The organism is Rhizobium sp. 268 (assembly GCF_036571585.1).
Taxonomy (GTDB): domain Bacteria; phylum Pseudomonadota; class Alphaproteobacteria; order Rhizobiales; family Rhizobiaceae; genus Rhizobium; species Rhizobium redzepovicii.
Genome location: NZ_JAPPSO010000002.1, coordinates 557,665 through 579,626, shown reverse-complemented (window position 1 = coordinate 579,626; position 21,962 = coordinate 557,665). Strand labels below are relative to the sequence as shown.

The following is a 21,962-nucleotide window of genomic DNA, read 5'->3' as shown; positions in this document are numbered from 1 at the left end:
TCACTCCGCGGCTGTCGATAGGGTACGGCCAAGCCTGCCGGAATAGATCCCGAACATGGCTTCGGCCTGCGCTTCCAGGCTGAAGCGAACCGATCGCTCCTGCGCCTTCTGGCCGAGGGTCGCGCGCAGCTGCGGATCATCCGCAAGGCGATTGAAGGCATCGGCGAAAGCTTCTGGATGATGCGGATTTGCAAACAGCGCGGCATCGTCCCAAATCTCCCGATACGTTGGAATATCGGAAAGCACCAAGGCTGCGCCGGCCCTCGCCGCTTCGAGCGCTGCCAGCCCGAACGGTTCGAAAAGGGATGGAGAAGCGACGATTGCCGCCTGCCGCGCCAGGACCGCCATCCGCTGACGCGCAATCTCGCCCAGATGGTTGGCATGGTGAAACCGCAAATATTGATCATTGGGACCGCTGTCGGCACCGGCCACTATCACTGGCCAGCGGGAAAGAGCTGCCGCTGCGTCCAGAACGGCGCCGTTTTTCCCCTCGTCCCACCAGCGGCCGGCCGCCAGGACGAAATCCTGTTTGGGCTCGCTGGAATGATCGAGAGCGCTCGCATTGTAAACCACACTGAGGTCCTGGATCTGTCCATAGGTCGCCTCCATCGCGGCGGCATGGCTGCGGCTCGGGGCAATCACCGTGTTCGCACGGATAAAACCTGCCTGATTCAGCCGATATTGCCATTGCCAGTCACGTGGGACCGCGGTGCCGCGCACGGCGGCAAACCAGGTCACCACACAAGAATGACAGACCACGATGACCGGCAGGTCCGTCTGCATGCCGGCTGCCTGCGACGGCGTATTGAGATGCAGAACATCAACCTCCTCGCGGCGGGCGAGATCGGCAATCAAACGCGGCACTTCGGCAACTTCCCTTTCATGCCCTGCCATCCAGTCGAGCGGCGCCTCCAGCCAGTTAAGCGTGCCGAGCCCCTTTGCTTCGGCAACCTTTTCCGCCGTTGGCACCGGCCCCAGGCCGGCGAAGACAACCTCGATATGGTTTGGTTTCAAGGCGGCAGCCAGATCCATGGCGTAAGACCAAACCCCGCCGAGGGCGTCGACGGTCATCAGCACGCGGCGGTGCCGGGTTTCTCGCGCGTTTGCGGTCATGCCATTACCTTCCGCTTTTCCCTGCGGATCTGTTGGCCGCCGAAACGATTGGCGATCAGCCATTCGGCAAGGTGCCGGAGCCCATTGCGCCATCCGACGCGGGCGGCCCAGCCAGTTTCCCTTTCAAGTTTCCGCGTATCCGCGACGAAGTAGGCCTGGTCGCCGGCCCGCCACGGGCCGAAACTTGTGTTGACCGGACGACCGGTAATCTCCTCGATCTCTCGCAGCACCGAAAGAACGCTGACGGCATTGCGCGGTCCCCCGCCAAGATTGAAGGCTTCGCCGGAGACACGGTCGACATTGGCGAGCAGCGAGCGGTAGGCAGCGACGGCATCGTCCACGTGAAGGACGTCGCGAACCTGTTTGCCGCTGCCGTAAACCGAAATGGCTTCTTCCCCGAGCGCCCGGATGAGAAAATGCGCGACCCAGCCCTGGTCCTCGGTGCCGAATTGGCGCGGACCATAGATGCTGCTCATCCGTAAAACGGCGGCCGGTATTCCGAAGGATTTGGCGTAGTCGAGGACATATTGGTCGGCGACACCTTTCGAACAGCCGTAGGGCGTGCAGAAGTCGAGCGGCCGATCCTCGGCTATACCCTCCATCCGTACGGTGTCGTTTTTGGGAACATATCGGTCGTCGAGCTCGACCATGGCGAGATCGTCGAGGGCGCCATAGACCTTGTTGGTGCTGGCGAAGATGACTGGCGCCTGTCTGCCTGCCTTGCGTACCGCTTCCAACACGTTGAGGGTGCCTCGAGCATTCGTCTCGAAATCGGCGAGCGGATCAACAATGCTCGTGGTCACAGCTGTCTGGGCGGCATAGTGGAAGACAGCCTTGGCATCCTTAAAGGCGGCTTCGATACCCATCAAGTCGCGAACATCGGCAAGGACCGGATACACCCTCGCTCCATGCCGCTCGATCAGCCATGAGAGGTTCTGATCGACCCCCGAGCGACCAAGATTGTCCAGAATGATGACGTCTTCACCGTCGCTGGCCAAGCTGTCGGCGAGATTGGATCCGATGAACCCACTGCCGCCGGTGATGACAACAGGTGCCGCGTCAGAGGCAATGTGCGGAGCAGCGAGGGCAGCAACCTCCTCCAGTCTGGTGACGCCACCTTCCATCAGAAGTCTGGCCAAGAGCTTCGGCTTGTTGTCGTGTGTAACGGCTCCGAGGTGATAGTGTCGCGGATCGAACCACAGACCTTCCTGAACAGGCACGTCCGGCGGCACATCGCACCAGGAGTACCAGAACATTCTGTCGGCCGGCACGTTAAGCGCCTTGATGAAGCGTTGCGCCTGTTCGATCTCGTCATTGCGCCAGGTAGAATAGCCCGCTTCGGTAATCCATATCTCCGCCTCGGCATTGTAGCGATCTATAATTCCTCGCATCTCGCCCAAATGCATATCCCAGCCGCCCCATGTGGCTTCCTCACTATCCCAGGTTCCGGGAAAGCCATGGAAGCCGACAGCATCGACAACGCCGAGCACACCGCGCACGCCCATCAGATTGAGCCAATAGGGATCAAAGGGGCACGGGCCGCCGAGCACGGGTTTAAAGCCTCTCTGCTTAGCCCAGTAAGCGGCGCCTCCGACCATCTCGCAAAAAAGTAGGAAATCGCTGTCGTGGCGCCAATCCCAATCAAGCAGGTTGTTGGGTTCGTTCCACAGCTCGATATGGCGGAAATGTTGGCCGTAGCGCGTCAGGATATGATCGACGAAATCGGCATAGGATTTGAGGTCGACCGGGGCGCCTGACGCCTTTCCCGTTCGCGAGAGCGAAGGTGGGGTGTAATGGATGCAGGGCAGAAGGTCGGTCTTGCTTCCGACGCGCGGGATCAGCCAATCAAACCATTGCTGGCCGCCGGGCGCCAAATATTCGGCCCAGGAGAGATGCGTGCGGAGATAACTAGCGCCGCTTGCCAGAATAGCAGGCAGCACGGCCTCAGTCCGCTCATACTCGCCCGGCCGAAACCACTCGACGAAGCCGAACTGCCTCGTCTCCTGCTGGCTGGTTGTTTGAGAGCTGATTTTCTTCATGAAACCAGCCCCCGCTCTTCCAGTTGACGCTTCATCTCGGCGCCGCGGTCGACAGCTCCGGTCTCGCGAACCCATTCAGCAAAAGGACCAAGCGAATTTTCGAGCAGATATCTCGGCTCGTATCCAAGCAGTTCGCGTGCTTTGGAGATATCGGCAAAACAATTGCGGATGTCACCCGAGCGAGCCTTGTTCATGATGTCGGGACTGATCTCCGGCACGCCCAAGGCGTCGGCGAGCAGCGTCGCAGCATCGGCGATCGAATAAGCCTGGCCGCTGCCAATATTGATCGCGTGGCCGGCTGCCGCCGGTTTTTCTAAAGCCAGGCGAAACGCCGTTGCCACATCGCGAACATGGACGAAATCGCGCCGTTGCCTGCCATCCTCAAAAATCATCGGCGGCTGACCATTGGCAAGTCGCGAGGCGAAATTTGCTAGCACGCCGGTATAAGGATTGGACAGCGCCTGCCCGGCGCCGAAGACATTGAAAAGGCGCAGGGCGACAGCGTCAACGTCGTAAGCTTCGCCGAAGATCAGGACCTGCTTTTCCTGCGCGAATTTCGTTAGAGCGTAGATGGAGGCGAGATCGACTGGCTTCTCCTCGTCGGTCGCGACCGGCGTCAGCAGCCCGTTGTCAGGGCAGAGCGGCTCCCACTGGCCCTGCCTCACGTGATTGGCGCGCCGCCTGACATAGCCGAGCCGCCGACCGTCGGCCGTGGCATATAGCCCTTCGCCGTAGACGCTCATCGAGGATGCAACGACGATTTTCTGCACTGGCAAGCCGATCATCGCTTCCAAAAGCACCGCTGTTCCTAGATCGTTGCTGCCGACATAGCGGGCGATCTCGTACATCGACTGTCCAACACCCACCTCGGCGGCAAGATGGATGACACCATCGACGTCAGCGAGCGCTGCGCCGACGGCGTCCTTGTCCATGACATTGCCCCGGACGACCTCCGCTCCTTCTGGCACGCTCACTTCCGCATCGGCATGGACCTGATCGATGAGCGCATCGTAAATGCGCACGTGATAGCCGGATTTCAGAAGTTCTTCAGCGACATGGCGACCGATAAAGCCGCAACCGCCTGTTATCAATATCATCATTATTGGACCCATCCGGTTGAAGAAATAGCTTCAGAGATAGCGGTCGAACCGGACTTAGATGGAAAAGTTCCTTCATCAATGACATCTTTATTGACTTCATCATCTATGACTTCTTTGACTTCCCCCGGAACTCTTCAGCGGCACTGCAGTTTGAGGCGTGCCATACTGGAGGACATCTCATGGATATTGCGGCAAGACCCGCGGCAGAGCTCATGCGGGCTGCAATCGTCACCGGCCCCGGCAGTCTTTCGGTCGAGAGCCGCGTCTTACCGGAACCCGGTCCCGGCCAGGTCAGGATCAAACTGGAAGGCTGCGGCGTCTGCGCGTCGAACCTTACGCCCTGGGCAGGACCCGATTGGATGATATTTCCGACGGAGGCCGGCGGGCTGGGCCACGAGGGCTGGGGGACAATCGACGCCATGGCCGCCGACGTCACGGGCCTTCAACTGGGAGACCGCGTTGCCGCTCTTTCCTACCATGCCTACGCCACGCACGATATCGCCGACGCTTCGACAGTTGCGAGATTGCCTGGCGAGTTGGACGGGAAGCCATTTCCAGGCGAACCGCTTGGATGTGCCATGAACATCTTCAGCCGCAGCAATATCCAACGCAGCCAGACTGTCGCCATCATCGGAATCGGCTTTCTCGGCGCACTCCTTACCCGGCTCGCCGCAGCAGCCGGAGCGAGGGTCATTGCCATTTCACGGCTGCCATACTCGCTCGAGGTGGCGAGAAAGATGGGAGCAGCCGAAACGATTGCGATGGACGATCACTGGCGCATCATCGACAGCGTCAAAACGCTGACAGGCGGCAATTTCTGCGACAATGTCATTGAGGCCGTCGGCAAACAATGGCCGCTCGACTTGGCGGGCGAGCTTACCAGGGAACGGGGCCGGTTGATCGTCGCCGGCTATCACCAGGATGGGCCGCGTCAAGTCAATATGCAGCTATGGAACTGGCGCGGCCTCGACGTCATCAATGCCCATGAGCGCGATCCCGCCATTTACATGCGGGGTATCCGCGAGGCCATAGAAGCGGTGCGGCTGGGGCGGATCGATCCCCTGCCGCTCTACACGCATATCTATCCCCTGGAGAGGCTGGACGAAGCGCTAAACACAACGCGCGACCGTCCGGCTGGCTTCCTGAAAGCATTGGTGCGATTTTGATGAATGAGTTGATCTTCGGACAGGCGGCGGTCTCTGCCGTCAAGCCGTTAAAGCTAGGTTTTCTCGGTGTGGGATGGATCGGCCGGCATCGGATGAAGGCAATAGTTGAGAGCGGCGTGGCCGAGGCCGTCGCTATCGCCGATCCCTCGGCCGAAATGGCTCGGCAGGCCCGCAAGCTTGCGCCAGATGCCCGGGTGGTCGTTGATCTTGACGATCTACTTGACCAAAAGCTCGACGGCGTCGTGATTGCGACACCGAGCGCGACCCACGCCCGACAATCAATTCGCGTCCTGGAAGCCGGCGTCGCCGTCTTCTGTCAGAAACCTCTCGGACGCACGGCCGCCGAGGTGAGGGCGGTCGTTGACGCATCAAAGGCAGCCGACCGGTTCCTGGGTGTCGATCTATCCTATCGCTACACCCAGGGCCTACAGCAGATCCGTGAGATCATCCGCTCGAACGTTCTGGGGAAGGTATTCGCCGCCAATCTGACCTTTCACAACGCCTATGGACCCGACAAAGCCTGGTTCTACGATAAAGCCCTCTCCGGCGGCGGCTGCGTCATCGACCTCGGGGTTCATCTTGTGGATCTGGCATTGTGGTGTCTCGATTTCCCATCGATCACTGCTGTCACCAGCGAGCTCAGATCGGGCGGAGAAAAGCTCCGTGACACTGGCCAGGTTGAGGATTTCGCCTCTGCGACGATGACGCTTGCCAACGGCGGAATCATTTGCCTGACCTGTTCGTGGAGGCTTCATGCCGGCTGCAACGCAGCAATCTGTGCTGAATTCTTCGGGACCGAAGGTGGCGCCTCATTTCGCAACGTTGACGGCTCATTTTACGATTTTACGGCCGAGAGATTGTCTGGCACATCCAGGCAAATGCTGACCCTGCCGCCGGACGATTGGGGTGGACGCGCAGCTGTCGACTGGGCAAGACGACTGGCTGGCGGTCAGCGTCACGACATCGCTTGTGAGGAATTCATAGCGGTTGCCGAGGCAATCGACCGGATCTATCGCACAAGCGGCGAGCGATCCTAGGTGCCCTTGACGAGGCCGTTGACGACGATCGTTGCATACCGAATAAACGCGACCGCTCCCACCCTTCCGATCAGAAAGCTCCTGCCTGCATGAGCCCGGGACGTTTTCTGGCGGATCAAAATGCAGGCCGCCGTATTGGATCCTTGTCCGACCCGGCGCTCATCGTGCTTGCTCCGTCGCCGCTTCAGTGATGTCTCATGCGGTCCCGGGATGGATGATCAATGTAAAAGCGAGCCGCGCCAAGGCGCCCGAGAAAGGATACTGTGACGACGAACAGCATCATTCGCCGCGGCGCCTTTGCGTTTTCGTAGCGTAAAGCGACGACCGAGTTTCAGTCCTTCCTCCTCGCGCTCATGGCGACCTCATCTGTTCATCAAGCTCGTCCTTCAGCTCATCAGGACCTCCGCGCAGTGGCGAGGCTTTGACGCTATCGATTTCCCGCATTTGTGAGACACCAAATGGCCGCTGTCATAGGGACTGCCAGGGCCGCTTTGAGCAATCATCTCATTCTTCGGCAGCCGTTTGCACCGGTCGATGTCTTAGCGCCTCTCTTCATCACGTTCTCCAACAGACGATGGTGAATGTCCCGGCAGACCTGACAGAAGGTCGTCGCGGTGCAAACCCCAACAGATATGGCCGTATGAGACAGCTCGTAGACCATGCGACTGGCGTGAAAACTCTTTCAAATTCGATCTTGCCCACGCGTCGGCACCTGCCAGCGGAACTTTTGCGCAAAGCCGGGGTTGGAGCGCCGTCGAGAATTGCTGAGGAGAACCCCATCGTGAAAGCTCTGACCTGGCACGGCAAGCATGATATCCGCTGCGAGAGCGTTCCCGATCCAAAGGTTGAGGACGGCCGCGACGCCATCATCAAGGTCACCGCCTGCGCGATCTGCGGATCCGATCTGCATCTTTATGACGGCGTCATGCCGGAAATGCATAGTGGCGACGTCATGGGCCACGAAACCATGGGCGAGGTCGTCGAGGTCGGCAAGGACAATACCAAGCTCAAGGTCGGCGATCGCGTCGTCGTTCCCTTCACCATTTCCTGCGGCGAATGTTTCTTCTGCAAGCGCGGTTTCTATTCCGGCTGCGAGCGCTCAAACCCCGACCGCACGAAAGTGACGAAACTCTGGGGCAATTCGCCGGCCGGTCTTTTCGGCTATTCGCATCTGCTTGGCGGTTATGCCGGCGGACAGGCGGAATATCTGCGCGTGCCCTATGCTGATGTCGGTCCGATCAAGGTGCCGGAGGGGCTTTCCGACGAGCAGGTGCTTTTCCTTTCGGATATTTTCCCCACAGGCTACATGGCAGCCGAGTTCTGCAATATCCAACCCGGCGACACGATCGCGATCTGGGGCTGCGGACCCGTCGGCCAAATGGCGATCCGCTCGGCTTTCCTGCTGGGCGCCGCGAGAGTGATTGTCATTGACTCCGTGCCTGAGCGCTTGGCGCTTGCCAAGGTGGCCGGAGCCATCCCAATCGACTTCATGGATGAGGACATCTACGACAAGATCATGGAATTGACCGATGGTCGTGGTGCCGACGCCTGCATCGACGCCGTCGGAACCGAAGCCGAGGCCGCCGCCAGCTGGGATTCGCGCCTAGACCGCATCAAGGTCGCGATGTTCATGGGAACCGACCGGCCGCACGTGCTGCGCCAGGCTATCCACTGCTGCCGCAATTTCGGTACGGTCTCGATCGTCGGCGTCTATGGCGGTTTCCTCGACAAGATCCCCATGGGCTCGGCGATCAATCGCGGCCTGACGTTCAAGATGGCCCAGACGCCGGTCCAGCATTATCTGCCGATATTGATGGAGCGGATTCAAAGTGGAGAGATCGACCCCTCCTTCGTCGTCACCCATCGCGGCACGCTGGAAGATGGGCCTGCTCTCTACAAGACGTTCCGCGACAAGCAGGACGGATGCATTAAGGTCGTTCTGAAACCATGAGGAGGCGCATTATGGCCCGTAATCACCCGAAGGCCTTGCGGTCGTCGCAAGACGGCTATGATCGCATCATTGCCCGGATAGGAACGCATCAACTTGGCAGCGGCAAATCTCAAGGCCAGAAGTTGTGGTTACGTCCAGCTGCGATACGGCCAAGGCGATCCGGGGAAGGATCTTCTGCCGCATCGTCCCCGGCATCGTCGCTAGCTCTTTCCAGCTCGCTCATGGTCGAAAAGACTTTGTCATCGGACATCTGGCATTGGCGAACGAAGCGTCATCGAGGCGATGGGAGCAGTACTTGAAACGCGCCGTGCACGGGGCCCGCGGCGGTCGAGGAAGACGATCTCGGCGTGTAGTCTTCGTTCCCCCGATCGGTCAAGACGGCTGAGCTGCGGCGCATCCGGTACACGGCATCGGGAACTTTACGCTCGGCGCGATGACGCGGGAACTCTCGGCTTGTCGAATAGTTTAGCCGTGACAAACTCAGGAGATCCCGATGAAACGCTATATCATTGCGTCACTTGCCCTCTCACTCGCCGTTCCGGCCTTTGCCCAATCGGCCGCTGAAAAAACTGGCGTCAATTCGTTGATGGGCGTTCCGCCCAAGACCGAGGATTTCGTCAAGGAAGCGGCCGCCAGCGACATGTTCGAAATTGCATCCAGCAAACTGGCTGCCGAGCGCGGTGACGATGCAACGAAGGCTTTTGCGAAGCAAATGATTGCCGATCATCAAAAGACAAGCGATGAATTGAAAGCGCTGGTATCCGGCGGCAAGGTCAAAGCCACCCTTCCCGACGCCATGTCGTCGGCTCAGCAAAGTATGCTCGACAAGCTGAACGGCCTGAAGGGCGACGATTTCAACAAGCAATATCATTCCGATCAAGAGGAAGCCCACGAAGATGCGGTCGACCTCTTCCAGCGCTATGGCGATGAAGGGGACAATCCAGAGCTTAAAGCATGGGCCGCGAGCACCCGCCCGGCCCTGGAACATCACCTTCAGTTGGCTAAGGAACTCAACAAGTAAGCTGGATCAGCCTCGGTATCGTTGCGATGCCGAGGTCCGCTCCTTAAGAACGCGCGCCTACAAGATCCGAGACAGCGAAGGGCGGCGCGATCAACGTCGAGGACCCAGACGACATCCCCGCTCTTCCAGACTTCCGGCCAAGGTAGGCCGGATCGGGAATACTCCAGGCTTGCCTACTCCAAGATCCATGTATCGATTCCGTGCTGACGGTCGCCCAAAAGCAACACGGGTTGGCTCGGTGCCAGTGGCAGCTTTTTGCATCTCCATGACTATCCCAACATTTATCAGAAGGATCGATCACAAGATGCGTGAGGTCGGATAACATCTGGCCGCAGTAGCGCGGTACCCCACCGCCATTCCACAACTGTGCAGTCGATGGGACAGGAAGCCGCGCGCTTGCAACAATATGTCACCCTACTGGATTTGCACATCCGACGCCCGACCTATTGGAGTAGAGTTAAGGCGTAGATTTTGTCACCAAATGGTGCTATCTACAGCATCATAATCAGGAAGCCAAACGATGCGATCGACGATCAATCTCGATGACACCCTCATGGAAAGGGCTAGGGCCCTAACCGGCACGAAAGAAACCGCCACTCTGGTCCGCCAAGCGTTGGAGACGCTTGTTCGTGTGGAGTCGGGAAAACGCCTCATCGCGCTCGGCGGAACTATGCCGGATGCGGAGGCGGCCCCACGCCGCCGGAGCGCAGCTGCCAAGTGATACTTGCCGACACGTCCATCTGGATCGATCATTTCCGGCAGGCCGATCCAGAGCTGCGTAGGATTATTGAGGAAGACCGTCTCTTATGCCATCCAGCGGTAATCGGAGAGCTCGCAATTGGCAGCCTTCGGGATCGCAGTAGCGTGTTGGCTTTCCTGGCGGCCCAGCGCGAAGCGTTCGTCGCCACGCACGACGAAGTTATGATGATGATTGATCGCCACGCCATTTTCAGTATGGGCATTGGCTATACAGATGCCCACTTGATGGCCTCAGTTCTCCTCGATCAACGAGCGGCCTTATGGACCAGAGACAAGCGTCTGCGGGCAGCGGCCGAAAAGGCGGGGGCTTCACTGCACACCCCTGCCAACGCGCGAAACTAAATGCTGTATCGAAGCGCTCATGTTGGTCGTGAGCCGCCTGAGCGCAGTCCGATCGATCCATTATGCGAACCCCTTAGCAACAAGCTGGACGCTGGCCTCGAAAGCTTTCGCCGTGCGAGAACCGTTGACCCCGCTATTGCAGTGCCAATGGCGTAAGTTGGCAATTATGGATCTCATGTCATTAGTTGCTGTTAATGCGGCTTCCTGTCAGCACCGGGTGTCCGCGGCTCGAAGCGAATTCTACCGGATGTGCTGACGGAAAACCTGTCGGAACTCCTGAAGTTATCGAACCCAAGAGCAGTTGGCAGCTGACTCGCAAACGGTCGCGTCTTCTGCCACATCGAAAACGGCATTCCGGGATGGCATCCGCCACTAATGTCAACGGAAATCTCTGGTCGAGCGCAGCCGATGGCGTCCATTGTTTCGACGAGACGGATCCGTCTCCCCCAGACCGTTGCAAGCCTCACCTTCGGCGGCCCGCAATCGCCTCTTCATCGCCGCCACCTGCTCACTCTATTCAGTTCGCGTCGCAGCAACTGGCGCCCAGAAGCCGAGCAGGGTTTTAGCTGGCCAGCACGATCGCCACGTCGAGCGGTAATCAAAGCGTGACAGCCTAACCCTACGACCGAACTGACCTCTCGAAAACCCTCGCCAGCCGTTGCGCGAATTTTCGGGGATCTTGTGGTCGTTCGCCGTCGAGAATGCGCGCTTGGTCGAGCAACAGGAACGTTGCGTCCTCTTGAAAAGACGCATCGTCCTCGACGGCCGCGATGGCCTTAATCACGGGATGTGCCAAGTTGATTTCGAGGATCGGTTTGGTTGCTCCCTGGAGACGACCTGCGTTTTGCAGGATCTTTTCCATCTGCATGTCATAGCCGTCCTCCGGCGCAACCAGGCAGACGGCGCTCTCCGTCAAGCGCTCGGATGCCCGAACATCGGCGACTTGACCGGCCAGTTTTTCTCTTGCAAAGCCAATAAATGTCGCCAAACCGGGGCTGTCCTGCTCCGGCGGCGTTTGATTATCGAGCCTTGGAAATTGCGCCAGATCCGCAGTTCCCTGCGTGATCGATTTGAACGCCTTTCCTTCGAATTCCGGCGCGTTCACCACCCAGAAGCTGTCGACTGAGTCGGTTAGCAGCAGCACTTCGACCCCTCGCGCCCGGAAACCTTCGAGCTGGGGCGACGCCTTCAACTGATCCAGGCTGCCACCCGCAAGATAGTAGATGGCGTCCTGGCCTTCTTTGGCGTCTTCGACGTATTCGGCAAGTGAACGGTGCCCTTCCGGCGATGTCGACGTGCGAAATCGTGCAAGTGCCATCAATTGTGCACGCCGCTCGTAATCCTCGTAGATGCCCTCCTTCAAGACGGGTCCGAAATTCTCCCAGAACTTGAGATAGGTGTTCGGCTCGCCGTCAGCGAGTTTCTCGACGGCTGTGATAACCCTATTCGTGACACCCTTGCGGATTGCCGCCAGAACGGGGCTCTCCTGGATCATCTCGCGAGAAACGTTGAGCGGCAGGTCCGCCGTGTCGATAAGCCCTCGGACGAAGCGCAGATATCTGGGCATCAGTTCCGCATCGTCGGTGATGAAGACCCGCTTGACGTAAAGCTTCATCCTTCCTTTGCGTTCGGGATCAAACATGTCGAACGGCTGCGTTCCCGGTACAAACGCCAGGGCTGTGTATTCGTGTCGCCCCTCGGCACGAAAGTGCACGGTCAGGGCTGGTTCGTCGTATTGCCCAGATACGCCGCGGTAGAAGTCGGTATAGTCTTCCTTGCTGACTTCGCTCTTCGATCTGGTCCACAGCGCAGTCCCGTCCGTTATCTGGACCGGCTCGCCGCCGGGTTTGTCGACAATACGGATCGCCACCGGGACGTGACCGGATTGTTCTTTGACGATTCGTTCGACGTTCCACCTTGAAGTGTATGTCTTGGCATCTTCCATCAAATGCAGGACGATGCGCGTACCGCGAGGTGGCGCTTCGACGAGATTTGCCGCCTCGACATTATAGCTTCCCTTCCCGTCCGAGGACCATTTCCAGGCCTCCTCTGAGCCGGCGCGACGGGAAATCACATCGACATGCTCGGCTACCATAAAGCAGGAATAGAAGCCGACGCCGAACTGTCCGATTAATTGTGCGCCTTCAGCGGCCTTGTTATCTGCAATCCGCTCCATGAACGCCCGCGTCCCCGACCTCGCGATCGTACCGAGCGCCTCGATCATCTCGTCACGTCGCATACCGATGCCGTTGTCCTCCACGACAAGCTGCCTGCTCTCTTCGTCAAGCCGCAACGTGATGCGGCTCTCGGCATCGTTCGCCAGCAGCGAAGGCGTCTCGATCGCCTCGTAGCGCAGCTTCTCGCAGGCATCGGCGCCATTCGAGATCAATTCACGCAGGAAAACGCCCTTGTCCGAGTAAACGGAGTGGACCATCATATGCAAAAGGCGGGCAACATCGGCCTCAAAGACGTGGCGTTCAGCAATCTGTTCGACAGTTGTGGTCATGTGCTCGGATTCTCCAAAGAAAAGCGATTTGACGCCGATCAATTGGCGAAACCAGGCTCAAAATTCAAGATCCGAAACAGGTGGTGGCGGCCGAAATATACCGTCGCGCAGTTGCCATTTTCATTGTAACGGCTGAATGGCCAGAACCTGCGCCGATTGGGGGCTTCAGTAGAGCGAAGCACGGATCGATTCGCGCTGGCATCTAATCGAAGGGAAGTTGCGGCTGGGAGGGATTGCGCCGGCGGCCGGACGGCTGCGGAGTGCTGCGTCGGCACCACCGAGCGGAGGCGGGGACGGCTTGGTCATCCGCCATGACAGCAGCCGCGCCTTAGACGGAGAACGCCACACTCGGCTAAATCATAGCCCCACTAAAAAGCGGCTCTTGACTCGCCCAATCGCGCAGTTGAAAGCCGTGACCGGCGCAACGGCCTGACGTGACAAACAAGTGCCTTCTTCAGGCGCGTCCACGAACAAAGAGACATTGGAGCCGGTGATCGCACGCCAACGCATCGATCAAAATGGATCGTTGTCGATTGTCCACGTCCATAAGGCGACGCCTGCAGATTTCACCGCGCGTCAGTCCGTGCAGTCACGGTCGAGGTCGCGGAGAGCGGCACTGATCTCATCGATCGTGAGCGGTTCGGGCGTTCCTGGACTGTGACGGAATGCCGGGTTCGAATCGACTGCGTGGAAGTCCGCTTGTCAGACAATGCCGGCGCTCGAAAACATCGCCTGGAGTCTAGTCGATGGCCCGGAACAATGGTCCCATCGCCGTCGCGTTGCAGGCGACCTCGTCGAACATGTCGGGTAACATCGCGGCCTCACCGAACGCGTGGACCTCTGTCCTCGCGGCGGTGAGATGCGACGATGACATCGGCATCAGCCGCCAGCAGATCATGCTTGTCCGCAAAGGCCGCAAACAAGCCGCGCGCCGTCTCCGCTTCGATTTCGCCACGAAGCGCCGCTTGGCATGCCTTCAGGGCAACAGCGTGTGCCGTGTCTCTTAGTGACACCGGCCACTCAGCAAGGTGTCGGCAAGCGTCCAGCACGTTGCGAACTTCCGCAGGGAAGCCAAGGCCGACAAGAATGGTGACAGGGTGTCTGAACATATCGGGTTTCATTGCTCTCTCCTTCGCAACCCGGAATGTTGACGGGCGCCATCGCGATGGCGCCCTTTGCCTAATGCACGAATTTAGAGATCAGGCCGCCTTCTGCGCTTCGATCTGCGCCGGGGCGGTCGACGTCAACGCAGGCGTACTCTGGATCGAGATCTTCCGGGGTTTCAAGGCCTCGGGGATCTCACGGACGAGCTCGATCGACAGGAGACCGTTGCTGAGATCCGCTCTATTTACCCGGACATGGTCGGCAAGTTCGAAGCGGTGTTCGAACGGGCGACCGGCGATGCCGCGATGCAGGTAGCCATCCGTGGGCGATTCCTGCTTCTTGCCGGTGACAGTCAGCAGGTTGGATTGGAAGGTGAGATCGAGCTCGTCCTGGCCAAAGCCAGCCACGGCGATCGAGATCCGGTAGGTGTCGTCATCCGTTTTGACGATGTCATAGGGCGGCCAGTCGTTGGTCGAGCGGGCCCGCTGCGCATTTTCCAGGAGATTGAAGATCCGGTCGAACCCAACGCTCGAGCGGTAGAGAGGTGCGTAATCGTAAGATGTTGCCATAGCCATATCCTCCTTGAAGCAACATGGGTACGGGAGTGCCAAAAGCGGCGCTCCCGGCAATGCCAGCCCTGTCTTAAGCGGCTGGCGGCTAACGATTTGGTTTTGGCGATTTTCCGATTCAAGATCTGCTGTGGAAAAATTTTCACCGAACCCGTGACCTGCTCGATTAGTGGACTGATCGACTGAGAACCCGATGCGGATAAGCAGCCTTGAACTTCGAGATCATCGCGGATGCTTGCTGCAATACCCGCTCGGTCGTTTCGGGAGTATCGCGTGCGAGTTCGTCGGCGTTTACCCGGATCGCTTGTGCCATATTGGCCGACATCACAGCGAAACGTCCCTCACCATGGACGAGAGCCTCCTGCGAGGCGGTCTCGAGCCATCGCGCAAAATCGACGATGATCTCTTCCTTCTCCGCGATACTGGCATCCTTGATGAATTTAATGTTCTCTTCCATATGGTCTCACTCCTTCCAGACGTGGAAATCGACCGGGCTCATCAAGCCCCGATCACCGGGTGAGCTAGGAAGGGGAAAATGCGGATTCAAGCCTCAGTGCAGCTTGAATTCCCCATTGACACGGCGCCACTCGTTGGGGCCGATCAGGCGGTGGTGCGTGTAGCGGACAGAATGCAGCGGACCATCGAGGCTTGTTTGCCAGAAATCCAGGAACCTGCGCATTTCGGGAAAATCGGGGGCGAGATCGTAGTCCTGCCAGACATAGGTCTGCAGAACGGATTCAAAGTCCGGAATGCGATAGAGAATATGGGCGGTCGTCAAGCCGTAGCCGTTCAGTTGCCGTTCAAGATCCGTTGAGAATTGCATCCTTCATCTCCGTTTTGTGACACGATGATGGTGATGCAAAACTTTGCCGCCATCAACACGTTTCAAACGTAGAATATCGGCTTTCTGTTCCTTTACAGCATGTTAGCAGCCGCTTCACTTGAGTGCTAATTTTTCTATCTAACCCTCTTGAAATCGATAAATCACGAAAATAAATTTTGCCCGCGAACGCTCGAGTGAGGCTCGCATCCGCCCGGATTGGTCACCCGGTCCGGGGGATTTTGCGTCATCTTTTTGTCCAATGGAGGAAAACATGTCGTTCCGACCGCTTCATGATCGCATTCTCGTCCGCCGGGTCGAATCCCAGGAAAAGACCAAAGGCGGCATCATCATCCCTGATACCGCCAAGGAAAAGCCGCAGGAGGGCGAGGTCGTCGCCATCGGTCCCGGCGCACGCAACGAGGCCGGCCAGATCCAGGCGCTCGACGTCAAAGCAGGCGACCGCATCTTGTTCGGCAAGTGGTCCGGCACCGAGATCAAGATCAACGGCGAAGACCTGCTGATCATGAAGGAAAGCGATGTCATGGGCATCATCGAAGCACAGGCCGAGCAGAAGAAGGCCGCCTGAGGCGCCCTATCTATCAGTCAAACTAGCTGCCTAATGAAGGAGTGAAAAAATGGCTGCGAAAGAAGTTAAATTCAACACCGATGCCCGTGAACGCATGCTACGTGGGGTCGACGTACTCGCCAATGCCGTGAAGGTGACGCTCGGCCCGAAAGGCCGCAACGTGGTGATCGACAAGTCCTTCGGCGCGCCGCGCATCACCAAGGACGGCGTTTCGGTCGCGAAGGAAATCGAACTGGAAGACAAGTTCGAAAACATGGGCGCCCAGATGCTACGTGAAGTGGCATCGAAAACCAACGATCTCGCCGGTGACGGCACCACCACTGCAACTGTTCTCGCTCAGGCGATCGTCAAGGAAGGCGCCAAGGCGGTGGCCTCCGGCATGAACCCGATGGACCTGAAGCGTGGTATCGATCTTGCCGTCGACGCTGTCGTCAAGGAGCTGAAGACTAACGCCCGCAAGATCTCCAACAATTCCGAGATCGCCCAGGTCGGCACCATCTCGGCCAATGGCGATGAGGAGATCGGCCGTTATCTCGCAGAAGCGATGGAGAAGGTCGGCAACGAAGGTGTGATCACCGTCGAGGAGGCCAAGACCGCCGAAACCGAACTCGAAGTCGTCGAAGGCATGCAGTTCGACCGCGGCTATCTCTCGCCCTATTTCGTCACCAACCAGGACAGGATGCGGGTCGAGTTCGAGGATCCTTATATCCTTATCCACGAAAAGAAGCTCTCCAACCTGCAGTCCATGCTCCCGGTGCTCGAAGCGGTCGTCCAGTCGGGTAAGCCGCTGCTGATCATTGCGGAAGACGTCGAAGGTGAAGCTCTTGCTACGCTCGTCGTCAACAAGCTGCGCGGCGGCCTCAAGATCGCTGCCGTCAAGGCTCCTGGCTTCGGCGACCGCCGCAAGGCCATGCTCGAAGACATCGCCATTCTGACGGGCGGTACGGTCATTTCCGAAGACCTCGGCATCAAGCTCGAAAACGTCACCCTCAATATGCTTGGCCGTGCAAAGAAGGTGGCAATCGACAAGGAAAACACGACCATTATCGACGGAGTCGGCTCCAAGGCCGAGATCGATGGCCGCGTTGCGCAGATCCGCACCCAGATCGAGGAGACCACTTCGGACTACGATCGTGAGAAGCTGCAGGAACGTCTTGCCAAGCTCGCCGGCGGCGTTGCTGTCATCCGCGTCGGCGGCTCGACGGAAGTCGAAGTGAAGGAGAAGAAGGACCGCGTCGACGACGCGCTTCACGCAACCCGCGCAGCCGTTGAAGAAGGTATCCTTCCAGGTGGTGGCGTGGCGTTGCTGCGGGCGGTAAAGGCACTGGACGGTCTGCCGACTGCCAACGACGATCAGCGCGTTGGGATTGATATCGTTCGCCGCGCGATCGAAGCACCCGTGCGTCAGATCGCTGAGAACGCTGGGGCAGAAGGGTCTGTCATCGTCGGCAAGCTGCGCGAGAAAGCCGACTTCTCGTACGGATGGAACGCCCAGACTGGTGAATACGGCGACCTCTTTACGCAAGGAGTCATTGATCCGGCCAAGGTCGTCCGGACCGCGCTCCAGGATGCCGCCTCTGTTGCCGGCCTTCTGGTCACGACCGAGGCCATGATTGCCGAGAAGCCCAAGAAGGAAACCTCTCCTGCCATGCCCGCCGGCGCAGGCATGGATTTCTAAGGCAATCGAAGAGGCCCGCGCCATCCGCCGGGAGCGGGCCTCCTACTGAGGGTCAAACAACGTTCCATCGCTCAAGATCAATGGAGCCAAGCTATGAGAAAGGAAAACATCAGCAATTCGAAAGCCACGGCAGCGATCAACACCGCGCATCTGCTTCATCCGGGCAAACATTTCGATCATCCGCGTGACGTGCTTGCCGCCGATGATATCGGCCAAGACGAGAAGCGTGCCATTCTCGCATCGTGGGCATCGGACATCTTCGCAATCGAGTCCATTCCGGCCCTTCGTCTTTATCCCGGCACGGATAAAGCCGTCAGCTACGATGAGATCATCGAAGCACTGAAAAGGTTGGACCACCACGATGAGCAATCTGAAGAGCAGGAGCTCGACGTCCGAAATACCCATAGCCGGAGACCGCAAACACGCCGGTTTGGCGGCCTCGGCCTATGCAGCTATCGGAAAGGAGGCGCCGCCGCCGCCAGCCATTCGATATCCAGACTGCCATGAACTGCCGCGCGCCTTTGATGACGCTGTCATGATTTTTGCCGTCGACTCTTTGCTCAACTGAGGAGGTTTTGCCGATGAAGATCGCACAGATCGCTCCGCTCGCCGAAAGTGTTCCGCCCAAGCTTTATGGGGGAACCGAGCGCATTGTTTCCTATCTCACCGAAGAACTTGTCGCCCAGGGCCACGACGTGACGCTTTTTGCCAGCGGCGATTCCATCACCGGCGCCGGCCTGGTGGCGAGCTCGGACGTGGCGTTACGCCTCAATCCCGCCGTCAAGGACCACCTGCCGCACCAGGTAGTGATGCTTGAGGAGGTTCGCCGGCGGGCGCAGGAGTTCGACGTCCTGCACTTCCACATCGATCTCCTGCATTTCCCGCTGATCCGGGATTTTGCCAATCGCACCGTTACGACGCTGCACGGGCGGCTGGACCTTCCCGACCTTCGGCCCTTCTACGAGGCCTTCCCAGATATTCCGCTGGTGTCTATCTCCAACGACCAGCGTCGTTCCATGCCGCCCGTCAACTGGGCCGGAACGGTCTACCACGGGCTTGCCACTGATGGCCTACCCTTCACAGCACAGCCGAAAGGCAACTATCTGGCCTTCCTGGGCCGCATCTCGCCGGAAAAGCGTCCCGATCGGGCAATCCAGATCGCGGCAAAGGTCGGGATGCCGCTCAAGATGGCCGCCAAGATCGACAAGGCGGACAAGGCGTACTGGGAAAATGTGATCGAGCCGATGGTCAAGAGCCATCCAAACGTCGAGTTCATCGGCGAGATCAACGAACATCAGAAGGCGGATTTTCTCGGCAATGCGGGGGCGTTGCTCTTCCCGATCGACTGGCCTGAGCCCTTTGGGCTGGTCATGATCGAAGCCATGGCGTGCGGGACACCCGTTATCGCCTTCAATTGCGGTTCGGTTCCTGAAGTGATCGACCCCGGGCTCTCCGGCATAATCGTCGATTCAGTGACGGAGGCAGTGGAAAATGTCGAGTGGGCCTTGCGCATGGATCGTCGCAAGGTGCGCGAGACCTTTGAAAAGCGCTTCTCTGCAACTCGCATGGCGTCCGACTACCTCGATATCTATCGGACTCTGCCAGGGGTGCGCACCGACGCCGCTCGCATGCGCCGGTCCAATGGGACGGCTCCTGACCTTCAGGTCGTTGCATAGGGAGAGTCATGTCGATCGCGCCAACAGACAGCAACGGGACGCCGGCAACATCAACGCAGTCGTCGTCCGTTGCTCAATTTTTCATTCCGGCCACCGCTTCGATGCAGGAACGGCGGCCGCGCACCTTGAAGCACGGCGACACCTTCGCCGTCTTTGACCATAATGGCGATGCGCTTTCGGGCCCGGGCAGCCCGGAAGGCTTGTTTCACCTAGATACGCGATTTCTCTCGCACCTCTCCCTCAAGCTCAACGGCCAGCGGCCGATGCTGCTGTCGTCGACGCTCCGAGACGACAACGCGACCCTAACTTGCGATCTCACCAATCCAGATCTCTTCGATGACAAGGGCAAGCTTGCGCTTACCCACGACCTTATCCACCTCCGCCGGACCCGATTCCTCTGGAATAGCCGCTGCTATGAGCGGATAACAGCGAAGAACTATGACGAAAGGCTTCAGCAAGTCCGTATCGAGATCGCATTTGAGGCCGATTTTGCAGATCTGTTCGAGGTCCGAGGAACCGTCAGAGCCAGGAAGGGACACTGTCTCCCAGCCGTCGTCGAGGCGGATAGCACACTTCTTTCCTATCTTGGCCTCGACGAACGAAAACGGTCGACGCGCCTATCCTTCGACCCTGCCCCAAGTAGATTGGGTAGCAATCTCGCTGTTTATGATTTTCACTTGGCGCCGCACGAGACCCGCTCGCTGTTCATCGAAATCGGCTGCGATCAAACTGAAGCGCGCTCACCAAACCATCTTTCCTTTTTCCTTGCTCTGCGGGACGCCCGCCGCGCACTGCGCTCATCTTGCTCGCGGGCCGCGTCGATCGCAACGTCGAACGAAATCTTCAACGAAGTCGCGCGACGCAGCATCTCCGATCTCTACATGCTGATGACCGACAAGCCGGAAGGGCCATATCCCTATGCCGGCATTCCCTGGTTCAGCACCGTCTTTGGTCGCGATGCGCTGATCACTGCGCTGGAGACGCTGTGGCTCGACCCGCAGATCGCGCGCGGCGTCCTTGGTCATCTGGCCGCCAATCAGGCGACTGAGTTCAATCCAGCCTCGGATGCCGAGCCCGGAAAGATCCTGCATGAGATGCGCTATGGCGAAATGGCCGAACTCGGCGAGGTTCCTTTCCGCCGCTATTACGGCAGCATCGATTCCACCCCACTCTTCGCGATGCTGGCCGGCGAGTATCTCAAACGGACCGGAGATCTCGCCGCCATCGAGCGGCTCCTGCCGCATATCGAGGCGGCGCTGACCTGGATCGATGAGCACGGCGATCGTGACGGCGATGGTTTCGTCGAATATGGACGGCTGACCGAAGAAGGGCTGATCAATCAGGCCTGGAAGGACAGCTACGACTCCGTGTTCCATGCCGACGGTACATTGGCGAAGGGGCCGATCGCGATCGCCGAGGTCCAAGCCTATGTCTACGGCGCCTGGCAGGCGGCGGCCGAGATCTTCCGGCGGCTTGCCCGGCCGGAACGGGCAGCTAAACTTCTGGCAAGGGCGGAAGGTCTACGCCGCGCGTTCGACATTAGTTTCTTTGATGAGGAACTCGGCACTTACGTATTGGCGCTCGACGGAGACAAGCGCCCCTGCCGGGTGCGCTCCTCGAACGCCGGCCATGCTCTGTTTACCGGCATCGCGTATCCGGAGCGAGCCGCAATGGTCGCCCGCACGCTGATGAGTGCCTCCTCCTTCTGTGGCTGGGGCATCCGCACAATTGCCTCATCCGAACCGCGCTATAATCCCATGAGCTATCACAACGGCTCGATCTGGCCGCATGATAATGCCATGATTGCGAGCGGTCTTGCACGCTATGGCTATCGCGGCGAGGCGGCGCGGATCTTCGCAGGTCTGTTTGCGGCATCGACCTATATCGATCTGAGGCGGCTACCCGAGCTTTTTTGCGGCATGTCCCCTCAGCGGGCGCAGGGGCCGACCTTCTATCCGGTCGCCTGCTCGCCGCAGGCATGGGCCGCGGCTGCCCCTCTGCTGTTGTTGCAATCATGCCTCGGTCTCGATTTCGAACCCAATGGCCAGCTCATCAGCCTTAACGAACCGCGACTACCGGGTTTCCTGAATGAGGTCATCCTAGGCCGCCTGCAGGTGGGTAAGGGCTCGGCCGACGTCGCTATTCGCGGTTCGGGTCAACAGGTTGTGGTTGAGGTCATCGATCGCCGCGGCGAAGTTCGCGTGCTCACCACCACATAGGGTATGTTTACGCGCGATCAGGACCAGACAGCGCCGTCCCGCCCTTAGCTATTCAAATTCTTCTTCATCCGAAACCAACAGTTCAATTAGGGCGGCGATTTTGCCAACCGGCAGAGGTCGCCCTTCGCCAAGCATGGCCTCGTCGTTGTTGGCCCAGGCAAAAGCCTGAGCGAGTTCAGCCTGTGGCGATTTCGTCGCTACGACCGCGGCCACCAGCGTTGCATCGACAGGCCAAGAACAGCGATGACGTCGTTAGAAGTCATTGTCATATCA

Annotated in this window: 19 protein-coding genes and 2 pseudogenes; 12 read left to right on the top strand and 9 right to left on the bottom strand. The window is 58.8% G+C overall.

The window, feature by feature from the left end; translation table 11 throughout:
- Genes OS035_RS06170 through OS035_RS06160 form a run of 3 tightly spaced genes read right to left on the bottom strand, consistent with a single transcriptional unit; the run spans position 1 to position 4,252 of the window.
- Positions 1-1,113, bottom strand: coding sequence for a glycosyltransferase (locus tag OS035_RS06170; protein WP_331813510.1), 1,113 nt, complete (start codon positions 1,111-1,113; stop codon positions 1-3).
- Positions 1,110-3,152 carry an NAD-dependent epimerase/dehydratase family protein gene (locus OS035_RS06165; protein WP_331813509.1) on the bottom strand — a complete coding sequence of 681 codons (2,043 nt, stop codon included), beginning with the start codon at positions 3,150-3,152 and terminating at the stop codon, positions 1,110-1,112. Before OS035_RS06165 ends, OS035_RS06170 begins: the two co-directional genes overlap by 4 nt.
- Positions 3,149-4,252: an NAD-dependent epimerase/dehydratase family protein gene (locus OS035_RS06160; protein WP_183780440.1), complete on the bottom strand. Its 1,104-nt coding sequence runs from the start codon at positions 4,250-4,252 to the stop codon at positions 3,149-3,151. The genes OS035_RS06165 and OS035_RS06160 overlap by 4 nt, the downstream gene beginning before the upstream one ends.
- A 179-nt stretch (positions 4,253-4,431) precedes the next feature.
- On the opposite strand from OS035_RS06160, the gene OS035_RS06155 reads away from it, so the two are divergent.
- The 7 genes and pseudogenes from OS035_RS06155 to OS035_RS06125 all read left to right on the top strand — a co-directional run.
- Positions 4,432-5,418, top strand: a complete 987-nt coding sequence (locus OS035_RS06155) for an MDR/zinc-dependent alcohol dehydrogenase-like family protein (RefSeq protein WP_331813508.1) — start codon at positions 4,432-4,434, stop codon at positions 5,416-5,418.
- A complete protein-coding gene (locus tag OS035_RS06150) occupies positions 5,418-6,455 on the top strand; it encodes a Gfo/Idh/MocA family protein (RefSeq protein WP_331813507.1) in 1,038 nt (345 codons plus the stop codon). Before OS035_RS06155 ends, OS035_RS06150 begins: the two co-directional genes overlap by 1 nt.
- A 781-nt stretch (positions 6,456-7,236) precedes the next feature.
- Positions 7,237-8,406 (top strand): zinc-dependent alcohol dehydrogenase, encoded by a 1,170-nt coding sequence (locus OS035_RS06145; protein ID WP_331813506.1) that lies wholly within the window; start codon positions 7,237-7,239, stop codon positions 8,404-8,406.
- Positions 8,407-8,899: 493 nt separating this feature from the next.
- Positions 8,900-9,427: a DUF4142 domain-containing protein gene (locus tag OS035_RS06140; RefSeq protein ID WP_183780429.1), complete on the top strand. Its 528-nt coding sequence runs from the start codon at positions 8,900-8,902 to the stop codon at positions 9,425-9,427.
- 520 nt (positions 9,428-9,947) lie between these two features.
- Entirely contained in the window at positions 9,948-10,148 is a 201-nt protein-coding gene (locus OS035_RS06135) for a type II toxin-antitoxin system VapB family antitoxin (protein ID WP_183780426.1), read from the top strand.
- Positions 10,145-10,528, top strand: coding sequence for a type II toxin-antitoxin system VapC family toxin (locus OS035_RS06130; protein ID WP_183780424.1), 384 nt, complete (start codon positions 10,145-10,147; stop codon positions 10,526-10,528). The genes OS035_RS06135 and OS035_RS06130 overlap by 4 nt, the downstream gene beginning before the upstream one ends.
- 312 nt (positions 10,529-10,840) lie before the next feature.
- Positions 10,841-11,126, top strand: a pseudogene (locus OS035_RS06125) (SMP-30/gluconolactonase/LRE family protein); the annotation flags it as partial.
- Between the two features lie 21 nt (positions 11,127-11,147).
- Here OS035_RS06125 and htpG read toward each other — a convergent pair.
- The 5 genes from htpG to OS035_RS06100 form a co-directional block, all read right to left on the bottom strand.
- Positions 11,148-13,034: a molecular chaperone HtpG gene (htpG, locus tag OS035_RS06120; protein ID WP_183780421.1), complete on the bottom strand. Its 1,887-nt coding sequence runs from the start codon at positions 13,032-13,034 to the stop codon at positions 11,148-11,150.
- Positions 13,035-13,855: 821 nt separating this feature from the next.
- Positions 13,856-14,155 (bottom strand): DUF982 domain-containing protein, encoded by a 300-nt coding sequence (locus OS035_RS06115; RefSeq protein WP_331813505.1) that lies wholly within the window; start codon positions 14,153-14,155, stop codon positions 13,856-13,858.
- Positions 14,156-14,233: 78 nt separating this feature from the next.
- Positions 14,234-14,707, bottom strand: coding sequence for an Hsp20 family protein (locus OS035_RS06110; protein WP_183780416.1), 474 nt, complete (start codon positions 14,705-14,707; stop codon positions 14,234-14,236).
- A 166-nt stretch (positions 14,708-14,873) separates the two neighbouring features.
- Positions 14,874-15,164, bottom strand: a complete 291-nt coding sequence (locus tag OS035_RS06105; RefSeq protein ID WP_183780413.1) for a hypothetical protein — start codon at positions 15,162-15,164, stop codon at positions 14,874-14,876.
- A 93-nt stretch (positions 15,165-15,257) separates the two neighbouring features.
- The gene (locus OS035_RS06100; protein WP_183780410.1) at positions 15,258-15,530 is read right to left on the bottom strand and encodes an usg protein; all 273 of its coding nucleotides are present in this window, start codon (positions 15,528-15,530) and stop codon (positions 15,258-15,260) included.
- 271 nt (positions 15,531-15,801) lie between these two features.
- On the opposite strand from OS035_RS06100, the gene OS035_RS06095 reads away from it, so the two are divergent.
- The 5 genes from OS035_RS06095 to OS035_RS06075 all read left to right on the top strand — a co-directional run bounded on the left by OS035_RS06095 (position 15,802) and on the right by OS035_RS06075 (position 21,689).
- A complete protein-coding gene (locus OS035_RS06095; RefSeq protein WP_183780406.1) occupies positions 15,802-16,116 on the top strand; it encodes a co-chaperone GroES in 315 nt (104 codons plus the stop codon).
- A 49-nt stretch (positions 16,117-16,165) separates the two neighbouring features.
- Positions 16,166-17,794, top strand: coding sequence for a chaperonin GroEL (gene groL / locus OS035_RS06090; protein WP_183857190.1), 1,629 nt, complete (start codon positions 16,166-16,168; stop codon positions 17,792-17,794).
- 93 nt (positions 17,795-17,887) lie between these two features.
- Complete coding sequence (locus OS035_RS06085) at positions 17,888-18,301, top strand: hypothetical protein (protein ID WP_331813504.1); 414 nt, start codon at positions 17,888-17,890, stop codon at positions 18,299-18,301.
- A gap of 74 nt (positions 18,302-18,375) precedes the next feature.
- Positions 18,376-19,470 carry a glycosyltransferase family 4 protein gene (locus OS035_RS06080; protein WP_183857192.1) on the top strand — a complete coding sequence of 365 codons (1,095 nt, stop codon included), beginning with the start codon at positions 18,376-18,378 and terminating at the stop codon, positions 19,468-19,470.
- Positions 19,471-19,478: 8 nt separating this feature from the next.
- On the top strand, positions 19,479-21,689 hold the full coding sequence (locus OS035_RS06075; protein ID WP_331813503.1) for an amylo-alpha-1,6-glucosidase: 2,211 nt from the start codon (positions 19,479-19,481) through the stop codon (positions 21,687-21,689).
- 48 nt (positions 21,690-21,737) lie between these two features.
- Here OS035_RS06075 and OS035_RS06070 read toward each other — a convergent pair.
- Positions 21,738-21,958, bottom strand: a pseudogene (locus OS035_RS06070) (hypothetical protein).
- Positions 21,959-21,962 lie beyond the last annotated feature (4 nt).